Source organism: Brucella sp. H1_1004 (genome assembly GCF_047308065.1).
GTDB lineage: Bacteria > Pseudomonadota > Alphaproteobacteria > Rhizobiales > Rhizobiaceae > Brucella > Brucella pseudogrignonensis_B.
Genome location: NZ_JAYKZA010000002.1, coordinates 650111 through 671799, shown reverse-complemented (window position 1 = coordinate 671799; position 21689 = coordinate 650111). Strand labels below are relative to the sequence as shown.

Genomic DNA, 21689 nt, shown 5'->3' with positions numbered 1-21689 from the left:
GGTTTTCACCCGCCTTTTTAAATGCTTCATTCAGATTTGGGAAGCTCTACTATGATGTCGTGTTCACCGTCAGGCTTGATCGGCACACCGTCGGCACTATTGGCCAGCTTAAGACCATTGAGCTTGATCCCCTTCTCTTCGCCACCCACAACGACCTTCACACGATAGAGCGCTGCGCCGAAGCGAAGTTCTGCTTCATAGCCATCCCACTCCGGCGGCAAGGCCGGATCAAGATGCAGACGATCACCGCGCTTGGTCACACCAAGAATGCCTTCCGTTGCCACACGATAGAACCAGCCAGCGGAACCCGTGTACCAGGTCCAGCCACCCTGTCCGCGACGCGGCTCGACGGAGTAAATATCGGCTGCAATCACGTAAGGCTCAACGCGATAGACATCCGGATTGCGGCCGTGGCTGACCGGGCTGATCATCGAGAACAAGCGCCATGCTTCCTTGGCCTTGCCCATACGGGCGAGTGCAAGAATGGCCCATGTTGCACCATGGGTATATTGACCGCCATTTTCGCGAACGCCCGGCGGATAGCCCTTGATGTAACCCGGTTCCTGAACTGTTTTATCGAATGGCGGCGTGAAGAGACGCAGCAATTCACCCTGATCATCGAGCAGGTATTTTTCCAGCGAAGCCATGGCCTGCTCGGAACGCGATGGATCGGCAACGCCAGACAGTACACTCCACGACTGCGCAATGGCATCAATCTGGCATTCGTCGCTGTCTTTTGAACCAAGTGGAGAACCATTGTCGAAGAAGCCACGGCGATACCATTCGCCATCCCAGCCATCGCGATCAAGCGCTTTGGTCAGGCTTTCGAGATGGTCAGCCCATGCTCTCGCGCGGGAATCCTTGCGGGATTCAGCAATCGGGATGAACTGACGCAATGTGTAAGCAAGGAACCAGCCGAGCCACACGCTTTCGCCCTCGCCCTTCACGCCAACAAGATTCATGCCGTCGTTCCAGTCGCCGCCGAGCATCAATGGCAGACCATGCTTGCCAGTGCGTTTGATCGCAAGATCAAGCGCCAGCGCGCAATGCTCATAGAGGCTCACGGTTTGATCAGAAATTTCCGGCTCAAAGAACGCGTCATGTTCACCCTCTTCAAGCAAGCGGCCTTTCAGGAACGCCAGCTTTTCGTCAAGGATCGCATGATCGCCAGTTGTTTGCACGTAAAGCGACGTGCCATAACCAAGCCAGACCACATCATCCGAGATCAGCGTGCGAACACCGGCACCCGTTGCTGGCAGCCACCAATGCTGCACGTCACCTTCCGGGAACTGACGCGAAGCAGCATTAAGGATCTGCGCACGAGCCAGTGAAGGATCAATTAGCAGGAGCGACAGCGTATCCTGCAACTGGTCACGGAAGCCAAAGGCACCACTGGCCTGATAGAAGGCTGCACGAGCCCTGATACGGCAGGCAATCGCCTGATAGGGCAACCAGCCATTGATCAAGAGATCAAATGCCGGATCGGGTGTCTTGACCTGTACGCGATTGAACAAGCCTTCCCAATGTTTGCGTGCCTCATCAAGTTTTTCTTCAAACGATGCCATGCGGCTTTCTGCGACAAGCGCCTTTGCCTGCTGCTGATCGGCAGCATTACCAAGCAGGAACACCACTTCACGGCTTTCACCCGGTCCCACTTCTACGTCAATAGCCAGAGCCGCACACGGATCGCGACCAGCTTCAACCGTGTTGGACAATGTCTTGCCAGCCAGCACGATTTCAGGACGATCAACCGAGCCGGTCGAGCCGATAAACTCGCCACGATCAGCCGTCACCGATTGTGGCTTTTCGCTCGCAGCAAAGAAAGCCACCTGACCAGACTTGTCCGGGTGATATGGATTGCCTGCAAAGAGTGCGCCCAGTTCTTCATCCTGCGAAGGCACGATGAACGGCACATTCTTGGCGCGGGCATTGCCCAGCACCCATTCGACATAGCCATAGGCACGCAGCTTGCGCTTGGAACGGCCCTTATTGGTGATTGTGAGACGGGAAAGCCGCACAGGCTTTTCAGCATCGACAATATGGGTGAGTTCGAGTGCCAGTTCGCCATGCTGGGCAGCAAATGTGCTGTAGCCATGGCTGTGACGCGCTTCATAGGTCACGGCCTCATCACGGAGCACACTTGCTGTTGGCGCAAAGCTACGTCCGGTTTCGCGGTCGAGAATATAGATCGCTTCGCCCGGACGATTTGTGACCGGATCATTCGCCCAAGGGGTAAGCTGATAATCGCGGCTGTTACCTGCCCAAGTGAAGGCAGCACCTTCTGCCGAGACATGGAAGCCAAAGTTCGGATTGGCAATCACGTTGATCCAAGGATGTGGCGTGGTCGTGCGATTGTTGATCCGCACAACATAGCTGCCATCCTGTGCAAAACCACCGTACCCATTCCAGAACTGGAGATCATCGCCGGTTGGTGCCGGACGCACAACAGGCTTTGGCTTGGCAATCAGACGGCGTTCTTCGGTGCCACGTTCGATTGTCGCCGGTGCAAGACCGGCAGCGCCAAGCCCCTGCTGCACGGCAGGAGTCTTGCTATCGCCGCGCGCAGCCAGATCGACGGTCAGTTCTTCACTGCGGCGCAACTGTTCTGCAAGCGAGCCGTTCTGGGCGTGCATCACGATACGCGCGGAAGCAAGCAGCGTATTATAGCTCTCCTCGCTCATCTGATCGCGACGGACAGCAAAAATATGTGGCTGACCACCACCACGGGCGCGGAAGCCCTCGATGATCCAGTCAATCGCGCGTTGCGTATCCTGCGCATAGGAGAAGGCGCGTTCATTCACCGCCACAACGTCTACCGTGAGGCCCTTGCTGCGCCAGTATTCCTGGGCGCGCAAGACGCCACGAAATACGTCGAGATCGGCTTCATTATCGATGCGCAGTGCAAAAATCGGATAATCACCCGAGATGGACATCGGCCAGAGGTCTGACTGTTTGCCAAGACCCGCAGCGATGGTTTCCGGCGGCTGACGCATGGTCCGCTCCGGATAGAGCAGATAGGCCGCAACCTTCTGATAGTCGGCTGCTTCCGCTGGCTTGATGCCGATATGGTAGAGCTGCACCTGCGAACTCGTCCATGACAGCGAATATTCGCGAACGAAAGTTTCCGGATGACGGTGGGTTGCAACAGCATGTTCCACCGCATCGCGGCTACCGCCCGCAAATGTCCAGAAAACCAGACTGACCTTCTTATGCGCAGGAACGCGGACACGCGTGCGTACAGATGCAATCGGATCGAGCACGCAACCCTGACTTCCAGTGAACTTTGCACCTTCATCAAAGGCGCTCGCATCGCGCAGCGAACGGCCACGCCCGATGAAAGCACGGCGGTCGGTTTCGACCTCCGTTTCACGGACTGAGCCGGACAGATCTGTAACGAAATGTGCGACATGAATATCCGGGTCGGACGGTGCACGTTTGCGACGCTTCGCATAGATGGTCGAGCCATTATCTGCGATTTCCGTTTCAACGAACATCTTGGCAAATGCCGGGTGAGCGGCATCGCTGTCGCTGTCGGTCAGCACCAGTTCAGAATAGGACGTCACTTCAATCACGCGATCACGCGCCGACGTGTTGATGATGTCGAGCCTGCGGCCTTCACCATCGGATTGCGATGAGACAATCACTTCCACAACTGTCTTGATGTCACCGGCGGTCTTGTAGAACTCTGCCTTATCTTCGGTGAAGACAGTCTTGGTTTCTTCGTCCGGGTTGCGGACTGGTTCACCGGTCGCCGACCACCAGTAGCCGCTTTCCATATCGCGCAGGAACAGGAAGCTGCCTTGCAGATCTTCCGATGCATCGGCATAGAAACGCGTGATATCCCAATTGTGCCAGCGGCTATAGCCGGAACCATTGGCCGTGACCATGAGCGCATATTGGCCATTCGACATCATATGTGTGGTGCGCGGTGCCTTGAATGGCTCATCAATGATCCGCATTGGGGCATCATCAAAGCCACCCGAATCCACATGCATCGGATTTTCCGTTTTGGCGTAGATCATCGGGATTTCGCGCGGTGCTTTTTCCTGCAACAGCAGTTCTGCTGCTTCGATCACCGGGTCGGAGTGGAAACGCTCACGCATACGGCCTTCGAAAATCACGTTGTTGACTGCGATAATCGACATGCCGTGGTGGTGAGCATAGTAGTTCTTCACGACCGCGCAGGTTTCACCTTCGCGCACACGCGATGGGGTGAAGTCTACCGAATCGTGGAAGCCATAGCGACCCAGCGCACCGAGCTTTGCCAGACGCTTCAAGTTCGCGACGGCTGCGGCTGGCTGATACTGCGCGGCAAGCAAGCTTGCATAAGGCGCGATAACGGCATTGCGCGACAGGCCACGCTGGAGGCCGAGATTCGGCACGCCAAAGTTGGAATACTGGTAATTCATATGCGCGTCACGCGCATTAAAGGCAGCCTCCGAGATACCCCATGGCAGACCACGCGAGGTGGCATAATCGATCTGGCGCTGCACCACGAGCTTGTTGGTCTGATCAAGCAGCGAACCAAGCGGCTCGGACATGACCAGCGGTGGCATCAGATATTCAAACATCGAGCCAGACCAGGAGAGCAGAGCCCCTTTCCAGCCCACGGGCACCAGAAGGCGACCGAGTTTGAACCAATGCTCAACCGGAACATCGCCCTTGGCGATGGCGAACAGGCTTGCAAGACGCGCTTCGGAAGCCAGAAGATCGTAGCAGCTTTCGTCCAGTTCGTTTTCCTGTACGCGGAAACCGATGGACAGAAGACGACGCTCCTTGCGTTCAAGGAAGCCGAATTGCATGTCGAATGCCAGCTGACGCGAACGTCCTGCCAGATTGCGCAGACGTTCGCGCAGATCGTCTGTGTTGTGTTCGCCAACGGAATCGTCCGTGTGCGCCTTGCAGGTATCGACGAGAATATTGGCCCATTCTCGGGCTTCAGCGCTTGCCGGTGTTTCAATCTCACCGTCGAGCTCTTCCATCAGGCGCACAATATCGGTCGCAAAAAGCGACAGATTGATCGTGCGGAAAGATGCGGTTTCCGGCTCTTCTTTGATGGTGCGAACGGCGCGACGGAAATTGGCAATCCGCTCTTCCAGACGACGACGAAGCGGACGCAGGATACGGCGATCATCTGGAATCTGTGCGATGGCTTCCTCAAGAACGTCATTCACATCGAGAATGCCGTCGAGATCGCCTTGCACATAGACGCTTGGCGCTTCCGCCCATTCTTCGAGTGCCGAAGAAAGGGTCACAAGATGGCCAGCCAAATTGCCACTATCAACCGCAGAAACATAGAGCGGACGCATCGGTGTCAGCGTATTTGTTTCATACCAGTTGTAGAGATGGCCCTGATATTTCTCCATCTTTTCAAGCGTGGTGACAGTCTTTTCGATGCGCTCAAGCGTTTCGTCAAAGCCGATCCAGCCGAAATCGCGTGCAGCGATCACCGAGAGAACATAGACGCCAATATTGGTGGGCGATGTGCGCTGTGCCACAATCGGTGCCGGGTCCTCCTGGAAGTTATCCGGCGGCAGATGGTTGTTTTCCTCATTGGCGAATTCAGCGAAATAGCGCCATGTGCGACGCGCATAGCGGCGCAGATCAGCCTTGTCGGAGGAGAGAACTTCGAGCGTATCCTGCGGCTTCGCAGAACGGCTGACCAGCCAGGCAATCAGGGGCGAGGCAAACCAGATAACAGCAAACGGCGCTGCGATAAGCGCTGCATGACTTTCGGCACCGAGCGGAATGAAAAGCGCGATAGCCGCAATGACCATAGCAGGCCACATGAGCTGGAAATAATAGAGCAACGTATCCGGCGACGATTTCGCCTGCGCTGCCGTTTTCCATTCCAGCAGATCGCGATGCGAGACGAAAAGACGATAGATCGTGCGTGCAATGGCGTCAGCCATCAAAAATGCCGAATGGGCTATAAAGGTGGTCCGCAGTGCAACATCTGCTGTCCCGAGCGCAATATCTGTCAGGACTGATTGCGCATGCCCTTTCAGCGAATAATCCATATTCGACGGAATAAGGTTGGTGACGATGCCCAAAGTTGGCGCCACAAACATGCTGAGGATCAAAAATGCCTGCCAGACAGCGGCGACACCGATCGGCAGAATGGTCCAACCGACGACCGATGCAAGCAACCACATAATAGGGGAGAGCGAACGACGCAGATTGTCGATCATTTTCCAGCGTGTAACGTTGCTCACAGCCCGACGTGTCGAAAACAGCCACGGCAAAAGCTGCCAGTCGCCACGCGCCCAGCGATGGTGGCGCGAAACATCAACATTATATCCAGTCGGATAATCTTCAACGACTTCGACGTCGCTGACAAGGGCCGCACGGGCGTAGCCGCCCTCGAGAAGGTCATGGCTGAGAAGTGTATTTTCAGGAACGCGATTTTTCAGCGCTCTTTCAAAAGCATCGATGTCGTAGAGACCCTTACCCGTGAAAGTGCCTTCGCCAAGCAGATCCTGATACGTATCCGAAACGGCAAAGACGTAAGGGTCGATACCGCGATTGACGGAAAAAACGCGCTGGAGGAACGAGGCTTCATCGCCGGTCGTGAGTGATGGCGTAACGCGCGGCTGCAAAATACCATAACCGCGAACCACGCGGCCAGTTTTCTCATCGAAAACCGGGCGATTCAGCGGATGGCTGAGCTTGCCGACCAGATGAGTGACCGATTCCGGTGTCAGACGCGTATCAGCATCAAGCGTCATCACATATTTGATGTCTTTTGGCAGACGTGCATCAGCTGGGAAATAGCTTGTATCCTGATCGCCACGCAGCAAAAGGTTCAGCTCATGCAGTTTGCCACGCTTGCGCTCCCAGCCCATCCAGCAGCCCTGCTTCTCATTGTAAAGGCGGCGCCGGTGAAGGAGGAAGAAGCGCGGCTGATCATCGCCAGTGTAGTGCTCGTTGAGCTTGGCGATTTCTTCACGCGCATATTCATAGATTTCCATGTCGGCAGGCGTGATTTCCTGCTTCGCATCTGTCCAGTCACTCACCAGGGCGAAATAAATCTCACCACGCGGATTGGTCAGATAATGGACTTCCAGATTGCGGATCTGCTCGTCAATGGAATCACGCGATGTGATCAGAGTCGGCACGGCAACGAGCGTACGCGCCTCGGCAGGCAGACCTTCCTTATATTCAAACCCGATAAGGCGCGTCGGTGCCACGAAGCGCGGCACAAGCGCGTTGAACAGCGAGTAGGAGGCATCCATCGCCGGGAACAGTGCAAGCAGGGTGAAAAGCGTACGCAGATCAGCCGAAAGGCCAGCCTTCATCATGCAGTAATGTACGATTCCCAGAATGATAACGGTGAAGATCGCAGTCGGCACAAACAGACCCAGCAAGCCAAGACCGCGATAAAAACGAAGAGCTTTGGTACCGAAAGGCGCTTTATAGCCGCAAATTTTTTCAAGTTCTTCGCGGCCATCTCCAGACAGATAATAGGCGATAGAGCCTTTGCCTTCGGGCTGGTCGTCATCGACCTTGCTCTGCTCCGCCAGTTTGAGCGCTGCCCAGGTGATGTCGATTTCGCTCATGTTCGAATAGCGAGCGAGCTTTTCAATCGTTACACGATAGGCATTGCGCGAGCGGAAATCGAGCAGTTCGAAATCGCTATGATCACGCAGGATCGCATCGACTTCGTTGACTGTTTCAAACCATGTTTCCCAGTCAATATCGTCAATGCGCTTGAGGCTTGTGATCGCATTGCCCATCGTGACGCCGCCAGTGGACTGGCGGGCATGTTCTTCGACAATCGCATCTTCGGCGTTGCTGCCTTCCTGCTCGAGGATGCGCTCAAGCCATAGGGAAGCAGCGGAAGTATCGGTGGAAGCGCTGCGCAGACGATAAAGCAGATGCGTAGCAAAAGTGCTATCGCGGGCGGCCTGCGAATATTGCGCAAGAACCGTCTCCAGTTCCGACGCGTCGGAAGCAGTTACAATGCGGTCAGCTGCGGTGTTGGCGAGATTGCGCATATTGCGTGCGCGATCAACACGCAGCGCCAAACGGCGCACATTCTCAATCAGGAAATAGCGCACAGCCGATGGCAGTGCCCACAATTCACCAATCTTGAGCGGCTCGACCGTCTGGAACCCCTGCACAAGCGCTGTCAGCGATTTGAGCGAAAAATTACTGTCTGTATGCGCGACATAAAGCCAAGCGAGCGCAAAAATGCGCGGCATATTTTTCTGTGCGGCATAGGTCGGCAACTGCCGGATAAACTTACGGGGCAAATCGCGTCGGGTTTGCTGCGCCGTCTTATCCACCTGATAGTGGTTATCGAGCAGCCATTGTGCCGCCGGAGTGATGGTTTCGCCTGCGCGCGATGCCGCATCCGACGAACGATAGGCATGCAATATAAGCTTGCCGTTTTCGGACAAGCGCTCATCAAATTCGAAGGACTGATAGCCGGGCAATGGCAGCTCATCCCCCCGCGCGACAGATGCAGCGAGTTCGCGCAGCTCATCGTCGCTTTTATAAAGAGCTCGTATAGGAGAAGGTTGCTCTGGCGGAATTTGATCCGAAGTCTTGCGATCGACGATGGATGAATTTGACGGCGAAGAAGACAATTCCGGCATGTGCCTTAACAGCCTTTCGGGAGGAAATGAGTTGAATACGGCGGGTGAATACTAGGCTCAGTTCAGAAAACGACAGTATCCATAATCGGTTCCCTGAATGTCTGTATCATTTGACCAAAATACGACGACGGATTGTGCTGATATTCAAATCGGTTAAATCGCAACGCACAAATCTTTCCCATTGGTAATGTTGCGTTATGAAATATGCGGTTTCCACAACTCTAACATACTGAAAATAAAAATAATACCACTCAGAGTCTAAGTTCTTAGCAATGCTTAGAGAACGAGCAAGACTGTACCAAATACAAAAACATCCGCACCCCCTTCAGGATGCGGATGATGATTTGAGAGAATAAATCGGCTGCGCGGCAGATTTATGAAGCCTTATTGAGTACATTTGATGCATTTTCAGCGTCTTCGCGGCCAAAAACCTTCCAATAACGTGGACGAAAGGCGATGCGACTTTTTTCCGACGCAGGATGTTCGGCAGGGATTTCAATTTCAACCCGCTCTCGCGCACCACCGATTTCCAATTCGACACGGCGCTTGCCGCCTGATCTGCGGCTCGCAATCACAGTACCAGCGATACAACCGCCGCAACCATCAAGCAGTTCAACTTCATGCGGACGGAAGAAAAGCTGTGCTTCGCCGTCAGCCTTGTTCTCGACCCTGAGGCCAATATTACGATCTGCAAGCCAGACTTCACCATTCTCAATGCGCACGGGCAAAGTGCTCGATTCGCCTATGAAGCCGTAAACAAACGGCGAGTTCGGATTGTCGTAGACCTCATCCGGCGTGCCGATCTGCTCGATACGCCCCTGGCTCATAACAACAACCCGGTCGGCCAGCTCAAGGGCTTCGTCCTGATCATGCGTCACGAAAACAGTGGTGTGGCCGGTGTTGTCGTGAATTTCGCGCAACCAGCGGCGCAGCTCTTTGCGCACCTGCGCATCAAGCGCGCCAAAAGGCTCATCGAGCAACAACACCTTCGGCTCAATCGCCATGGCGCGGGCAAGAGCGACGCGCTGACGCTGACCACCAGAGAGCTGAGACGGGTAGCGGTTTTCGAGGCCTTTGAGCTGCACGAGATCAAGAAGCTCAAGCGCGCGGCGGCGGATTTCTGCACTTTCGGGGCGCGTGCGGCTTGGACGAACCTTAAGGCCAAAGCCGATATTGTCGGCAACCGTCATATGGCGAAACAGCGCATAATGCTGAAACACGAAACCGACATTCCGCTCCTGCACGCTTTTGTGCGAAGCATCTTCATCACCAAAATAAATGGCGCCATCAGTTGGCTTTTCCAGACCAGCAATCAGGCGCAGCAAAGTTGTCTTGCCGGAGCCAGACGGTCCAAGCAAAGCAATCAACTCGGATGAACGAATATCAAGCGAAACATTATGCAATGCCGGAAAGCGAGCAAACTCTTTACGCACACCGGCGACACGAACTTCCATTCCAGATCCTTTCCCCTACCGCCACTGGTCAACAAAACCGGGCGGCTTATTCTCTTGTATCTAATCTAAGTGTTAATGCCCGTTACTGCCAGCCAGTTCATCGCCATAGCGCAACTCCAGAAACGCTTTAACCGCCAGTGTCACGAGAGCCAGCAAGGCCAGCAGCGATGCCACGGCAAAGGCCGCTACGAAGTTATACTCGTTATAGAGAATTTCGACATGCAGCGGCATGGTGTTGGTCAGACCGCGAATATGCCCGGATACAACGGAAACCGCCCCAAACTCGCCCATCGCGCGGGCATTACAAAGCAGGACGCCGTAGAGAAGGCCCCATTTGATATTGGGCAGGGTAACGTAGCGAAAGGTCTGCCAGCCATTCGCGCCCAGTGAAATAGCCGCTTCTTCATCACCGCTGCCCTGTTCCTGCATAAGCGGGATCAGTTCGCGTGCCACAAAGGGAAACGTTACAAACAAGGTTGCCAGAACAATTCCGGGGACGGCAAAAAGAATTTGTATATTGTGGCTTTCAAGCCAGGGGCCGATCAGGCCATGGCTCGCGAAAAGCAGCACAAAAACAAGACCGGAAATCACCGGCGAAATCGAGAATGGCAGATCAATCAACGTCGTCAGAAGCGCCTTGCCCTTGAACTCAAATTTGGCAATCGCCCAGGCAGCAGCGACACCAAAAACCAGATTGACCGGCACGGAGATCACGGCGACCAGAAGTGTAAGTTTAATCGCAGCAATTGCATCCGGTTCAACCAATGCCGCCAGATATTCGCCGGTGCCTTTGCGGAAAGCCTCTACAAAGACAGCAATGACTGGGAGGATCAGAAAAAGCGCAAGAAACAGAAGGGCTATGCCGATGAGAATGATGCGCGTCGGCAAACTTTCGGTCACAGCGCTGCGCGTGGAAGAGTTAGACGCCATAGCCGTACTTCTTTCTTGTCCACGACTGGATCAGATTGATGAACAGCAACATGGCAAATGACAGCGCCAGCATGACAGTCGCGAGTGCGGTTGCGCCCGCGTAATCATATTCCTCCAGCCGGATCACAATCAGGAGCGGGGCAATTTCGGAGACATAAGGCGTGTTGCCGGCAATGAAAATGACGGAACCATATTCACCAACACCACGCGCAAAAGCCAGTGCGAAGCCTGTGAGAATAGCCGGTTGAAGGCTTGGTAACAGCACGCGCCAGATGGTCTGAAAGCGCGATGCGCCCAAAGTGGCCGCCGCTTCTTCAACCTCCCGGCTGATTTCTTCCATGATCGGCTGCACAGTGCGTACCACGAATGGCAGACCGATAAAGATCAGTGCCACGACGATGCCAGCGCGCGAGAAGGCGATTTTTATATTAAACGGCGCAAGCAGACTGCCAATCCAGCCATTGGGCGCATAAATGGATGCCAGCGCGATACCAGCGACGGCTGTGGGGAGTGCAAAGGGAATATCGACAATCGCATCGATGAACCGACGCCCCGGAAAACGATAGCGCACCAGCACCCATGCAAGAATGACACCAAAGACCACATTGACCAGCGCTGCGATAAAAGCAGTGCCGAAGCTTGTTTCAAGCGCCGCCACCGTGCGTGCATCCGTCACGATCTTCCAAAATCCTGCAAAGCCCACATCAGTGGAACGCAGCACCAAAGCTGCCAGCGGAATAAGAATAAGCAGAGTCAAATAGGCGACACTAAAACCGAGAGTCAGTCCAAAGCCCGGAATGACGCTCGGTTTTCTAAAATGCCACCCTGCTCTGACCGGTGCAGGGTGAGAAGACATTGTTATGTTCCCTTTTATTGGTCGTACTGACCTTGCCTATTTTGCTGGCTTATAAATCTGATCGAATGTTCCGCCGTCACCAAAATGATAGGGCTGCGCCTTAGCCCATCCGCCAAAGATTGGATCATCAATCGTCACAAGCTGCAACTGCGGGAATTCACGCTTCTGGTCAGCAGGAACAACATCGGGCTTGGATGGGCGATAAAAATGCTTGGAAGCCAACGCCTGGCCTTCCGGCGAATAGAGATATTCGAGATAAGCTTCTGCAACCTTGCGCGTCCCGTTCGCATCAGCATTCTTGTCAACGAGTGCCACGGGTGGTTCTGCTAAAATCGATTGCGGGGGCACGACGATGTCAAAGGCGTCGTCACCAAATTCGGCGACGGAAAGATAGGCTTCGTTTTCCCAGGCCAGAAGCACATCACCCAACTGACGCTGCACAAAGGTCGTGGTGGAACCGCGTGCGCCCGTATCAAGCACCGGCACATGACGGAACAGTTCGCCGATATATTCCTTTATCTTGGCTTCATCGCCGCCATATTCTTTATGCGCCCATGCCCATGCCGCAAGATAATTCCAGCGGGCACCGCCGGACGTCTTCGGATTTGGCGTGATAACTTCTACGCCATCCTTGACCAGATCACCCCAATCCTTGAGGCCTTTTGGATTGCCTTTGCGCACAAGGAAAACAATCGTGGACGTATAAGGCGATGAATTGTCTGGAAGGCGCTTGCGCCAATCCTTGTCGATCTTGCCGGAATGCTCGACGATGGCGTCAATGTCGCTTTCCAGTGCCAGTGTGACGACGTCCGCCTTCACACCATCAATAACTGAACGCGCCTGCTTGCCCGATCCGCCATGCGAAGCGCGAATGGTGACCGTCTCACCAGTCTCGTCTTTCCAATGCTTGGCAAAGGCTGCGTTGTAATCCTTATAGAGCTCTCGTGTTGGATCATAGGACACATTGAGCAATGTCTGGTCAGCTTGGCTTGCCTGAATCCCACCGGCAAGCGCTGCGGTCGCAACAAAAGCTGCAAGCGCGAATGAAAATTTCGATATTTTCCTCGACATGTTCAGGTCCACCTCTGCGCGTTTCATTCCGCAAAGAATATCAGAGGTCATGGCTCACAGGATGCCACAAGGATTCTGTTATTCAAACGCAGTACGAAATTTCTGAGCGATCAAACTAGACTGTAAGGAATAAATTTCCAACCATCCATCCCGATAGTTGGGGGTGGAGGTAAGAAACATTTATAGAATGAAGAAAGAGAAATGTGTTCTTAAATCGAACTACAACCTTGAAAAAGTGGGACCCGGATTGGGATTGCGGGGGCAAATTTCTTCCGGGCCCCTGCCGATCTAACGACCAGCAGACTTACAACGGGCGACCGTGATTTCGGTTCCATTAGAATATTGAAAATTTTAATTTTATTGGTTTTCGGTACTTGTGCGCTTAACCGTGAAACGGCTTTCTTAAACCACAATAAAATATCGCCATATTACAATGCGACTGGCATAAAACTCACATGACAGCAGAGGTCATCATGAAACGTAAAATTCAACACATGATCATCGCATTCTGTGCGGCTTTTCTGACCGCCGGACCCGTTTTGGCCCAAACGATCAGCCGTGATTCAGTTTTTAGAACTGACTATATTTGTGAACGCGGTGTCGTCGTTCCGGTCACCTATATCCATGCCGGTGAAGAGCCAGCCTTTGCAGTGCTCGATGCCGAGGGAAAAATGGTTGCACTGCAATGGCACGATGCATTGAAAAAATATGTCGCTATGGATGAACAGGACAGCTATCGCTGGAATGAAAAAGACGGAAAGGCTGTTTTAACGCATCTTGAAGCTGATGATTCAGCGAAGGAAGTGACGATACTTGCAGCCTGCCGCGCAGACAATAGTGAAGAATAAATCTTATCAGGGGACGAGGTAATGCTTGTCCCATTGATCCTGTGGAACTTCGTCGCCGATTTCATAATCGAACGACGTGATGCTGATATGATCATCAGCAGTCTTGCAGACAAATGCGAGCTTGTACCAATGCTCGCCACTGCGGAAGGCTGCACCATCGGCCTTGATAGTGTTTTTACCGGTGAGCGGATCAGAAAAGGCATAAGCCAGCACCTTATCGACCGATAACTTTCGCACATCACGGCTGATCTGTTCCATTGCCTCGACATCACAGCGCTGCTCAAGACGTGTTGAAGGATCAAGCTTCTCAAGCTGCGCTTTTTCGAGCGCAGTCATTGCCACAGAGGGAGCATTGAGAGAAACGACGAGTGATAGAGTGCAGAGAGAGAAAAGACCTGTCGCGGTCAAACGGGAAAACAAGATGGATAGAAAATTCATTGGACTCCAAGAAACTCACTTTTTTTAATTTTGAATGGGTATGCTACAAATCCGTAAACCACACGGGATTCACAAGTTTACGAGTATGGCTTCGAACCCGAAATTCGCTCAGAGAACTGCTTCAAAATGATACGAATTTTGCGTTCGCCATACTAGCATATTTTTGGGGGGCTTCGTCGACACTCACATCATTGTTATCGAAAAAACTTTTATCAATAAATTACTTAGTACATTAAACAGTATCATGGTCCAAAGAACGTTCGGTTCCTTCCTGCTTCCTTGGCTGCATACAAAATCTTGTCCGCCGCTTCGACCGTCTTCCAGAAATGCCCCTGACTGTCGAGCTTAGCAGCGCCGAAGCTACACGTAACACGCTCATCTGCCGACAAACGCGCAAATTGTCGATTATTCACAGTTTCGCGAATTGTCTCCACCAGAGCTAAGGCTTCATCGGAAGGCATATCGTCGAGATAAAGAATAAACTCTTCACCTCCGATACGCGCCGTTAAATTGCGATCACCAGAATAAGATTGAAGAATATCTGAAAACTCTTTCAACACAGCATCGCCCACTGCATGGCCATGGAGATCGTTGATCGTTTTAAAATGATCAATGTCACAAGCAACAATCCACCCGGAAAGATTGCTGCGCTCGGCCGCCCGCATACGCTCTTCAAACCCGCGACGATTGAGCAGACCTGTTAGCGGATCACTGTCGCGTTCATGCGCGAGTTCGCTCAAGCGATCAGCACCAACGGCCGCGAACAACACCAATCCGGCGATCAGCGATGCAACTGCTGTTGAAAATACAGTCCATTGCCAAAACGGCGTAAAGGCAAAATCGATTGCCGTTTCACCGGAAACAGAATGAGCTGTCAGCAAAGTCCGTGGGAAAAACTGTAAAGCAACGAGGAGGAGCATGCCGAGCGTCACTCTATCGGCAGTCGTTCCCTTTATTAGACGTCTCAAAAACCACACGATCGTCAAGATCATGAAAGCAAGACCAAAATTAACAACATATACCCGGCCAATCAGGCTCGGTGAGACATATAGGAAATAGACGACACCACTAAAAATACAAACGAGACTGGCACTGCAGAACCAAAAAGGAATGCGGAGGCCAGATCTCTGAAGAATACCATGTCCGCCTGCCAAGATACCCAAGACATAGATGGTCGCTGTCAACATTGTGTTGAAGGCATCATCAGCCGGAATATCAACCAGCTGTGAAAGCATAGCTAAACCGATGAAGGAAAAGCACAGGGCGCACCACAACAGATAAGTGCGCCGTCTATCGATGCCCCAAACGATGACAAAGGCCAATGAAAAAACAATAAGAACGGCTGGCAGTACATAAAGCATCAATTATTTTCTTATCTCGACATCCATAAAATCTTATCTCTCTCATCGGTTAAAAACACAATTCAGTAAATCAACCAGCAAGCTGAAAACTATCAAACGCACTTAATTTAAGCTATATGGCCATGCTTGAAACCAGTCGAGATAACGAGCCAACAATGCTGGTCGATCTTGGCTGGCCGTTGGCGAAAGGAAGAAATATGAAACCTGTGTTCCTGCAATTGCAATGCGCGCCTGGCAAGACATATGACGTTGCAGATATTTTGTATAAGCGTGAGATCGTATCAGAGCTTTATTCCACCAGCGGAGAGTATGATCTTCTGGCAAAAATTTATGTGAAAGAAGGCGACGATATCGGCAAGTTCATCAATGAAAATGTGTTGAATATTCCGCACATTGTGCGCTCGCTCACCACACTCACCTTCACAGCGTTTTAGCGCTACGAAGCAAGCTTTGGCGATTTGTATAAATGACAGATCGTCAGCATCGCGCGCAGTAAAGATTTGATTCACCATTCAAGGGTTATACTTTTTGCTCAGGGAACCTCCCTGTGTCCTTGCGCATTGTTTCTGTGATAGCCCGCGCAAACGGGTTTACTGAAAACTAAACAGAAAGCGACATTGGAAAGACGATGGACAATCTCGAACAAAGGCGGATACTGGTCGTTGAGGACGAAATTTTCGTCGCTCTTGACGTAGCCGCTACTGTGGAAGATGCCAACGGCACTGTTGTCGGCCCCGTAGGCACAGTTAAACAGGCAATTGATCTTATCAACAAACAAGATGTTGATGCTGCAATTCTTGATGTAAATTTGGCCGACGGTGATCTTGAACCTATTCTTGACAGGTTGAAGAGCCGCAACGTTTTCGTCGTTATTCACACCGGTGGTGGATTTCCGCCACATCTCTCGTCGCGGTATCCCGAAGTACCTGTTTTTCATAAGCCAGTACCGCCATATGTGTTGACGCGTGCGTTGGCGTCGGCCTTATCACCTCAAATGGCTCAACGTCTGTAATGCGTGGTCTTTTTCCCGACTTCGCGACTGTTCTTAAACAGACAGAGCCAGCTGAGATTGAGGACGCGTTATCACGTGACACCCAGGCAAGGTGTGCTTCAGCGATATTTGCAGCTGATTTGAATCCTTTGAACGCATCTTCGGGGCGCCCTGATCTGTTTGATGTCGAAAACACTATCCATAACGCTGTCGCTCCCGATCAACAAAATGTCGAACTCACACAGCGTATGAAACATCAGTCCTCATCACAGATAAGCGCAGAGCTCGGTCTTCATTCCAACATGAAGCGTATTGAGCTACAACGCTTGAGACGCAGTTTTGCAGCACAGAACCACCCTGACCGCTTGCCGCAAGAGTTTCGTCTGGCTGCGGAACAGCGGATGAAAACCGCAAATGCGCTGCTCGATGATGCCATGGCCTTTGCACCAAATGAGCTTTAAGAAATTTCCTTACGTTTAAAGCTTTAAATCTTTTGCATTATATCAATTTTATGTTAGATTAACTGCGTCGGTGTCTGCAATTTTCATTGCGCGCCTGAATCTTCCGTGGAATGCAACGTGCCTTCAAAATAGTGCGCCAGTGCAGTCTCTGGGGCAATTTGCGCTTTGCTCTGCGGAAAAGGTTCTGTCATACCGACTTGAAAGTTAGAACAGTTCCTAAAAGGTTTGAAAATGCCTCCTTATCGTTCGCGTACTACCACCCACGGCCGCAATATGGCTGGCGCGCGCGGCCTATGGCGCGCCACCGGCATGAAAGATGAGGATTTTGGCAAGCCGATTATTGCTGTGGTGAACTCATTCACGCAGTTTGTACCGGGCCATGTGCATCTGAAAGACTTGGGCCAGCTTGTCGCGCGCGAAATCGAAAGCGCGGGTGGCGTGGCCAAGGAATTCAACACCATTGCAGTCGATGACGGTATCGCGATGGGCCATGACGGCATGCTCTATTCGCTACCATCGCGTGAACTGATCGCCGACTCGGTCGAATATATGGTCAATGCCCATTGTGCCGATGCGATGGTCTGCATTTCCAACTGTGACAAGATCACGCCCGGCATGCTGATGGCATCGCTGCGTCTTAATATCCCGGTGGTTTTCGTGTCGGGCGGCCCGATGGAAGCCGGTAAGGTTATCTGGGACGATCAGGTCAAGAAGCTCGATCTCGTGGATGCTATGGTTGCAGCGGCTGACGATCACTATACAGACGATCAGGTCAAGGCGATTGAACGCTCCGCCTGCCCGACCTGCGGTTCGTGCTCAGGCATGTTCACAGCCAATTCGATGAACTGCCTGACCGAAGCGCTTGGTCTGTCGTTACCGGGCAACGGGTCAACGCTCGCAACGCATGCCGACCGCAAGCGTCTCTTTGTCGAAGCCGGTCATCTGGTTGTCGATCTTGCGCGCCGTTATTATGAGCAGAACGATGAAAGCGTGTTACCACGCTCGATCGCAAGCTTCCCGGCATTTGAAAACGCCATGACGCTTGATATCGCCATGGGCGGATCGACCAACACGGTTCTGCATCTTCTTGCTGCTGCACAGGAAGCTGAAATCGACTTTACCATGGCGGACATTGATCGCCTGTCGCGTCGTGTACCGGTTCTGTGCAAGGTCGCACCGGCCAACAACACAGTTCACATGGAAGACGTCCATCGTGCCGGCGGCATCATGGGCATTCTCGGCCAGCTCGACAAGGCAGGCCTGATCAATACTGACCTGCCAACCGTGCACAGCGAAAGCATGGGCAAGGCGCTTGATCATTGGGACGTGACCCGTACCAACAGCGAAATGGTGCATAAGTTCTATTCGGCTGCACCGGGCGGAGTACCCACACAGGTGGCCTTCTCTCAGGAACGCCGCTTTGACAGCGTTGATACGAACCGTGAAACGGGCGTTATCCGCTCGAAAGAACATGCGTTTAGTCAGGATGGTGGTCTGGCGGTTCTTTACGGCAATCTCGCCGAAGATGGCTGCATCGTGAAGACGGCAGGCGTGGATGATTCCATCCTGAAATTCTCCGGCCCTGCCCGCATTTTTGAAAGCCAGGACACGGCCGTGCTCGGCATTCTGAACGGCAAGATCAAGGCTGGCGACATTGTGCTGATCCGCTATGAAGGTCCGCGTGGCGGTCCGGGTATGCAGGAAATGCTCTATCCGACCAGCTACCTCAAGTCGAAGGGTCTGGGTAAGGCTTGCGCGCTGATCACCGACGGACGTTTCTCGGGTGGCTCATCGGGTCTTTCGATTGGTCACGTTTCGCCGGAAGCAGCTGAAGGCGGTACGATCGGTCTGGTGCGTGAAGGCGATATCATCGATATCGATATTCCAAACCGCACGATCCATCTGGCTGTTGATGATGCAACGCTGGCACAACGCCGCGCCGAGCAGAATGAAACAGGCTGGAAGCCACTGGAACAGCGCAAGCGCAAGGTTTCAACCGCGTTGAAGGCTTATGCTTCCATGGCAACCAGTGCTGCCAAGGGCGCGGTGCGGAAATTACCCGATTAAATACAGATTTGGATCAAAGGGATTTTACAATCCTTTTGATCCTTTTATCTTGATTAATTGATATACAAATTATAAATTTACTTTTCTCCGTATTTTATAATCCAATTATTTTCATCTGGGTAATTTAGCAATGTAACACCACATTTGTTCGATGGTATTGTTTTAATAGGAATGTTGTATTTTCCATATTTACTATCAAAATTTTGCACCGAAATTGCACTTAATTCAATTTCCGTTTTAACGAGCTCGCTACACGGGTCAGAAGACCCTTCAACCCACCCTTGTGGATAGCTAAAACCCATATTTCCACGAAGAATTTCAAATTCACCTATTACAACCGACTGAACGAATTTACCGGTTTCGTCCCACTCATCTAATATGCCCTTTACAATGGTATGTTGATTATTAACATCAGTTATATTGGCACTTAGCCTGTACTTATGCTTTTCCTGCGTAGGAAGCGTAACTCCGCAAGATACACCCGGGCCACCATCCGCGCCTCTTGAACAGTTTGAACTATACAAAGTCCCCGCTTGCGTTCCAAAATACGAAAAGTGTGCCTGTCCAGGATAGTCTTGTGTTCGTTGTGTGGGATTAATGCCCATATAAAGAGTGTCACCCCCACCCCTACCATTCCAAGGATCAAGCCAAAATTGAGTTGCAACAAAACGAGTTCCAATTGGCGAAGAACTAATAACATTGAATTTATATTCAATAAAAAGAGATGAAAAATACCTCAACGGCCTATTTTTATTTGTATCATCATAACTAATATTAGCCACATTTGTCAAAGGGTCAGTTGGTGGAAAATATTGAGATGAAGCACTGCCGATTAGTGTCAAATAAAATATAATAGATAGAAAAGCTCGCATATAGCACCCAATCAAAATGAATATTCGTAAACATTCTTTTTAAAATCAGCTAAATCCAAGCTGTAAAATCTATCAATAAGACAATTGAGATGACTTGTTGGTCAGTACTCTTTCCACCGCAGGCATCAGGTCATTCTTGACCGACTCCGGCGTGAATGGCCCGACATGCTTGTAGACGATCTTGCCACTGTGATCGACGAGGAAGGTCTCAGGCACGCCGTAAACGCCCCATTCGATGGCTGAGCGTCCAGCACGGTCGGCACCGACTGCGGCAAATAGATTGCCGAGATCACCTAAGAAACGGCGAGCGTTTTCGGGCTGATCCTTGTAATTCAGGCCCACCACCCGGATGCGCTTGTCCTTGGCGATTTCCATCAACATCGGATGCTCCTGACGGCAGGGAACGCACCATGATCCCCACACATTGACAAGTGTGAGTTTGCCCTTGAAGTCTTCACTGTTAAGGCCCGGCACAGGTGTGCCGTCCTGCAAAAGACCTTCCACGGGCGGGAGATTGGTTTGTGGGGCATCCTTGCCGATGAGTGCGGACGGAATAGTCGTATTGTCTTTACCTGATAAGAGCTGCACCGCAAAGATTGCGGCAAGACCGACGAAAATCATCAACGGCAGCAGCGCAACCCAGGTTGCGCGTTTGTTTGTCGCTTCAGTCATTGTGCAGAACCGGATGCTTTGTCTGAACGGCGGCGCACGCCCTGCGCCTCAAGCCGCTTCAGCTCGCTTTTCTGGATACGCTGATCAATCAGTATCCAGCCAATCGTTATAGCAATGGCTGCTGCCGCAATCCCGTAAGACGTCATCACATAAGCAAAATGGCTCATTGTACAGCCTCCCCTTGCGCGTCAGAGCGCTCTCTTTTCAGGCGGCTGCGATCTGCATTGCGTGCGGCAAGCTTTTTCATCATTGCCACGCGGCGACGCCAGATTTCATTGCGCATGGCCATCATATGCAAGGTCAAAAACAGCAGTGTGAAACCAATGGCCATCACAAAAAGAGGGCGCAGCATTGAGCCGTCAATGGTCGGACCATCCATGCGGAACACCGAAGCGGGCTGATGCAATGTATTCCACCAGTCCACTGAGAATTTGATGATCGGAATATTGATGAAGCCGACCAATGTCAGCACGGCTACGGGCTTAGCGCTTTTTGCCGGATCATCCATGGTGCGCGACAGCGCAATAATGCCGAGATACATCAGGAAAAGCACGAAAACAGACGTCAAACGTGCGTCCCACACCCACCATGTACCCCACATTGGCTTGCCCCAGAGCGAGCCTGTCGCAAGCGCCAGCGCTGTGAAAACAGCACCCAGCGGAGCAGCCGCGCGGATAGAAACATCAGCCAGCGGATGACGCCAGACCAGCGTACCCAGCGCCGAGATTGCCATGATCGAATAGCACATCATGGAAAGCCATGCGAAAGGCACATGGATATACATGATGCGGACCGTCAACCCCTGCTGATAGTCATCAGGCGACAGGAAAACCATATATAGCCCTGCAGCCAGAAACAGCGCTGAAAGGATAGCCAGCCACGGCAGAATCCGGCCTGCAAAGCCAAGAAAGCGCGTGGGGTTTGCCAGATCAAGCCAGCTTGTGGTTTTCGCAATCTCATTCGTCATGACTTACACTTATACCTGACGCGTTAAGCCGTTCAATTGACCGCAATCAACTGCGACACTCTGCCGAGCATGATCTGGCCCAAAAACCGGTTCCCACTTTT

16 protein-coding genes are annotated in these 21689 nt (G+C 52.2%); 5 read left to right on the top strand and 11 right to left on the bottom strand.

Translation table 11 applies throughout. From position 1 onward, the window contains the following. Positions 1 to 26: 26 nt before the first annotated feature. The 5 genes from U2P60_RS10450 to U2P60_RS10430 form a co-directional block, all read right to left on the bottom strand. Positions 27 to 8600, bottom strand: coding sequence for a GH36-type glycosyl hydrolase domain-containing protein (locus U2P60_RS10450; protein WP_413572522.1), 8574 nt, complete (start codon positions 8598 to 8600; stop codon positions 27 to 29). A gap of 374 nt (positions 8601 to 8974) precedes the next feature. Next, positions 8975 to 10054, bottom strand: a complete 1080-nt coding sequence (locus tag U2P60_RS10445) for a sulfate/molybdate ABC transporter ATP-binding protein (RefSeq protein ID WP_413572521.1) — start codon at positions 10052 to 10054, stop codon at positions 8975 to 8977. 72 nt (positions 10055 to 10126) lie between these two features. Next, entirely contained in the window at positions 10127 to 10984 is an 858-nt protein-coding gene (gene cysW / locus U2P60_RS10440) for a sulfate ABC transporter permease subunit CysW (protein WP_313827753.1), read from the bottom strand. Continuing rightward, a complete protein-coding gene (gene cysT, locus U2P60_RS10435) occupies positions 10974 to 11840 on the bottom strand; it encodes a sulfate ABC transporter permease subunit CysT (RefSeq protein WP_413572519.1) in 867 nt (288 codons plus the stop codon). The genes cysW and cysT overlap by 11 nt, the downstream gene beginning before the upstream one ends. 36 nt (positions 11841 to 11876) lie before the next feature. Beyond that, positions 11877 to 12911 (bottom strand): sulfate ABC transporter substrate-binding protein, encoded by a 1035-nt coding sequence (locus tag U2P60_RS10430; RefSeq protein WP_413572516.1) that lies wholly within the window; start codon positions 12909 to 12911, stop codon positions 11877 to 11879. A 473-nt stretch (positions 12912 to 13384) separates the two neighbouring features. Here U2P60_RS10430 and U2P60_RS10425 point away from each other — a divergent pair, with 473 nt between their 5' ends. Beyond that, positions 13385 to 13759, top strand: a complete 375-nt coding sequence (locus tag U2P60_RS10425) for a lysozyme inhibitor (protein ID WP_413572514.1) — start codon at positions 13385 to 13387, stop codon at positions 13757 to 13759. 6 nt (positions 13760 to 13765) lie between these two features. Here U2P60_RS10425 and U2P60_RS10420 read toward each other — a convergent pair whose 3' ends face one another. Beyond that, the gene (locus U2P60_RS10420; protein ID WP_413573755.1) at positions 13766 to 14095 is read right to left on the bottom strand and encodes a DUF930 domain-containing protein; all 330 of its coding nucleotides are present in this window, start codon (positions 14093 to 14095) and stop codon (positions 13766 to 13768) included. A 344-nt stretch (positions 14096 to 14439) separates the two neighbouring features. Beyond that, a complete protein-coding gene (locus tag U2P60_RS10415) occupies positions 14440 to 15558 on the bottom strand; it encodes a GGDEF domain-containing protein (protein WP_313827748.1) in 1119 nt (372 codons plus the stop codon). Between the two features lie 197 nt (positions 15559 to 15755). Between U2P60_RS10415 and U2P60_RS10410 the strand changes: the two genes are divergently transcribed. From U2P60_RS10410 to ilvD, 4 genes are all read left to right on the top strand, one after another. Then, positions 15756 to 15992: an Lrp/AsnC ligand binding domain-containing protein gene (locus U2P60_RS10410; protein ID WP_313828586.1), complete on the top strand. Its 237-nt coding sequence runs from the start codon at positions 15756 to 15758 to the stop codon at positions 15990 to 15992. Between the two features lie 194 nt (positions 15993 to 16186). Continuing rightward, complete coding sequence (locus tag U2P60_RS10405) at positions 16187 to 16570, top strand: response regulator (protein WP_313827747.1); 384 nt, start codon at positions 16187 to 16189, stop codon at positions 16568 to 16570. Then, complete coding sequence (locus tag U2P60_RS10400; protein ID WP_313827746.1) at positions 16570 to 17010, top strand: hypothetical protein; 441 nt, start codon at positions 16570 to 16572, stop codon at positions 17008 to 17010. The genes U2P60_RS10405 and U2P60_RS10400 overlap by 1 nt, the downstream gene beginning before the upstream one ends. A 231-nt stretch (positions 17011 to 17241) precedes the next feature. Beyond that, on the top strand, positions 17242 to 19077 hold the full coding sequence (gene ilvD, locus U2P60_RS10395) for a dihydroxy-acid dehydratase (RefSeq protein ID WP_413572512.1): 1836 nt from the start codon (positions 17242 to 17244) through the stop codon (positions 19075 to 19077). Positions 19078 to 19154: 77 nt separating this feature from the next. On the opposite strand, the gene U2P60_RS10390 is transcribed toward ilvD, so the two are convergent. The 4 genes from U2P60_RS10390 to U2P60_RS10375 form a co-directional block, all read right to left on the bottom strand. Then, positions 19155 to 19949, bottom strand: a complete 795-nt coding sequence (locus U2P60_RS10390; RefSeq protein ID WP_413572510.1) for a hypothetical protein — start codon at positions 19947 to 19949, stop codon at positions 19155 to 19157. Between the two features lie 72 nt (positions 19950 to 20021). Further along, positions 20022 to 20621, bottom strand: coding sequence for a DsbE family thiol:disulfide interchange protein (locus tag U2P60_RS10385; RefSeq protein ID WP_413572509.1), 600 nt, complete (start codon positions 20619 to 20621; stop codon positions 20022 to 20024). After that, positions 20618 to 20788, bottom strand: a complete 171-nt coding sequence (gene ccmD, locus U2P60_RS10380; RefSeq protein WP_413572507.1) for a heme exporter protein CcmD — start codon at positions 20786 to 20788, stop codon at positions 20618 to 20620. The genes U2P60_RS10385 and ccmD overlap by 4 nt, the downstream gene beginning before the upstream one ends. Next, positions 20785 to 21588, bottom strand: a complete 804-nt coding sequence (locus U2P60_RS10375) for a heme ABC transporter permease (RefSeq protein WP_413572506.1) — start codon at positions 21586 to 21588, stop codon at positions 20785 to 20787. Before U2P60_RS10375 ends, ccmD begins: the two co-directional genes overlap by 4 nt. Between the last annotated feature and the right edge of the window lie 101 nt (positions 21589 to 21689).

Coding starts and splice junctions, on each gene's coding strand:
- U2P60_RS10430 (WP_413572516.1), bottom strand. CDS start 12,911: ATGTCGAGGAAAATATCGAAATTTTCATTCGCGCTTGCAGCTTTTGTT.
- U2P60_RS10425 (WP_413572514.1), top strand. CDS start 13,385: ATGAAACGTAAAATTCAACACATGATCATCGCATTCTGTGCGGCTTTT.
- ccmD (WP_413572507.1), bottom strand. CDS start 20,788: ATGAGCCATTTTGCTTATGTGATGACGTCTTACGGGATTGCGGCAGCA.
- U2P60_RS10450 (WP_413572522.1), bottom strand. CDS start 8,600: ATGCCGGAATTGTCTTCTTCGCCGTCAAATTCATCCATCGTCGATCGC.
- U2P60_RS10390 (WP_413572510.1), bottom strand. CDS start 19,949: ATGCGAGCTTTTCTATCTATTATATTTTATTTGACACTAATCGGCAGT.
- U2P60_RS10405 (WP_313827747.1), top strand. CDS start 16,187: ATGGACAATCTCGAACAAAGGCGGATACTGGTCGTTGAGGACGAAATT.
- U2P60_RS10420 (WP_413573755.1), bottom strand. CDS start 14,095: ATGACTGCGCTCGAAAAAGCGCAGCTTGAGAAGCTTGATCCTTCAACA.
- U2P60_RS10410 (WP_313828586.1), top strand. CDS start 15,756: ATGAAACCTGTGTTCCTGCAATTGCAATGCGCGCCTGGCAAGACATAT.
- U2P60_RS10400 (WP_313827746.1), top strand. CDS start 16,570: ATGCGTGGTCTTTTTCCCGACTTCGCGACTGTTCTTAAACAGACAGAG.
- cysT (WP_413572519.1), bottom strand. CDS start 11,840: ATGTCTTCTCACCCTGCACCGGTCAGAGCAGGGTGGCATTTTAGAAAA.
- U2P60_RS10445 (WP_413572521.1), bottom strand. CDS start 10,054: ATGGAAGTTCGTGTCGCCGGTGTGCGTAAAGAGTTTGCTCGCTTTCCG.
- U2P60_RS10375 (WP_413572506.1), bottom strand. CDS start 21,588: ATGACGAATGAGATTGCGAAAACCACAAGCTGGCTTGATCTGGCAAAC.
- cysW (WP_313827753.1), bottom strand. CDS start 10,984: ATGGCGTCTAACTCTTCCACGCGCAGCGCTGTGACCGAAAGTTTGCCG.
- ilvD (WP_413572512.1), top strand. CDS start 17,242: ATGCCTCCTTATCGTTCGCGTACTACCACCCACGGCCGCAATATGGCT.
- U2P60_RS10415 (WP_313827748.1), bottom strand. CDS start 15,558: ATGCTTTATGTACTGCCAGCCGTTCTTATTGTTTTTTCATTGGCCTTT.
- U2P60_RS10385 (WP_413572509.1), bottom strand. CDS start 20,621: ATGACTGAAGCGACAAACAAACGCGCAACCTGGGTTGCGCTGCTGCCG.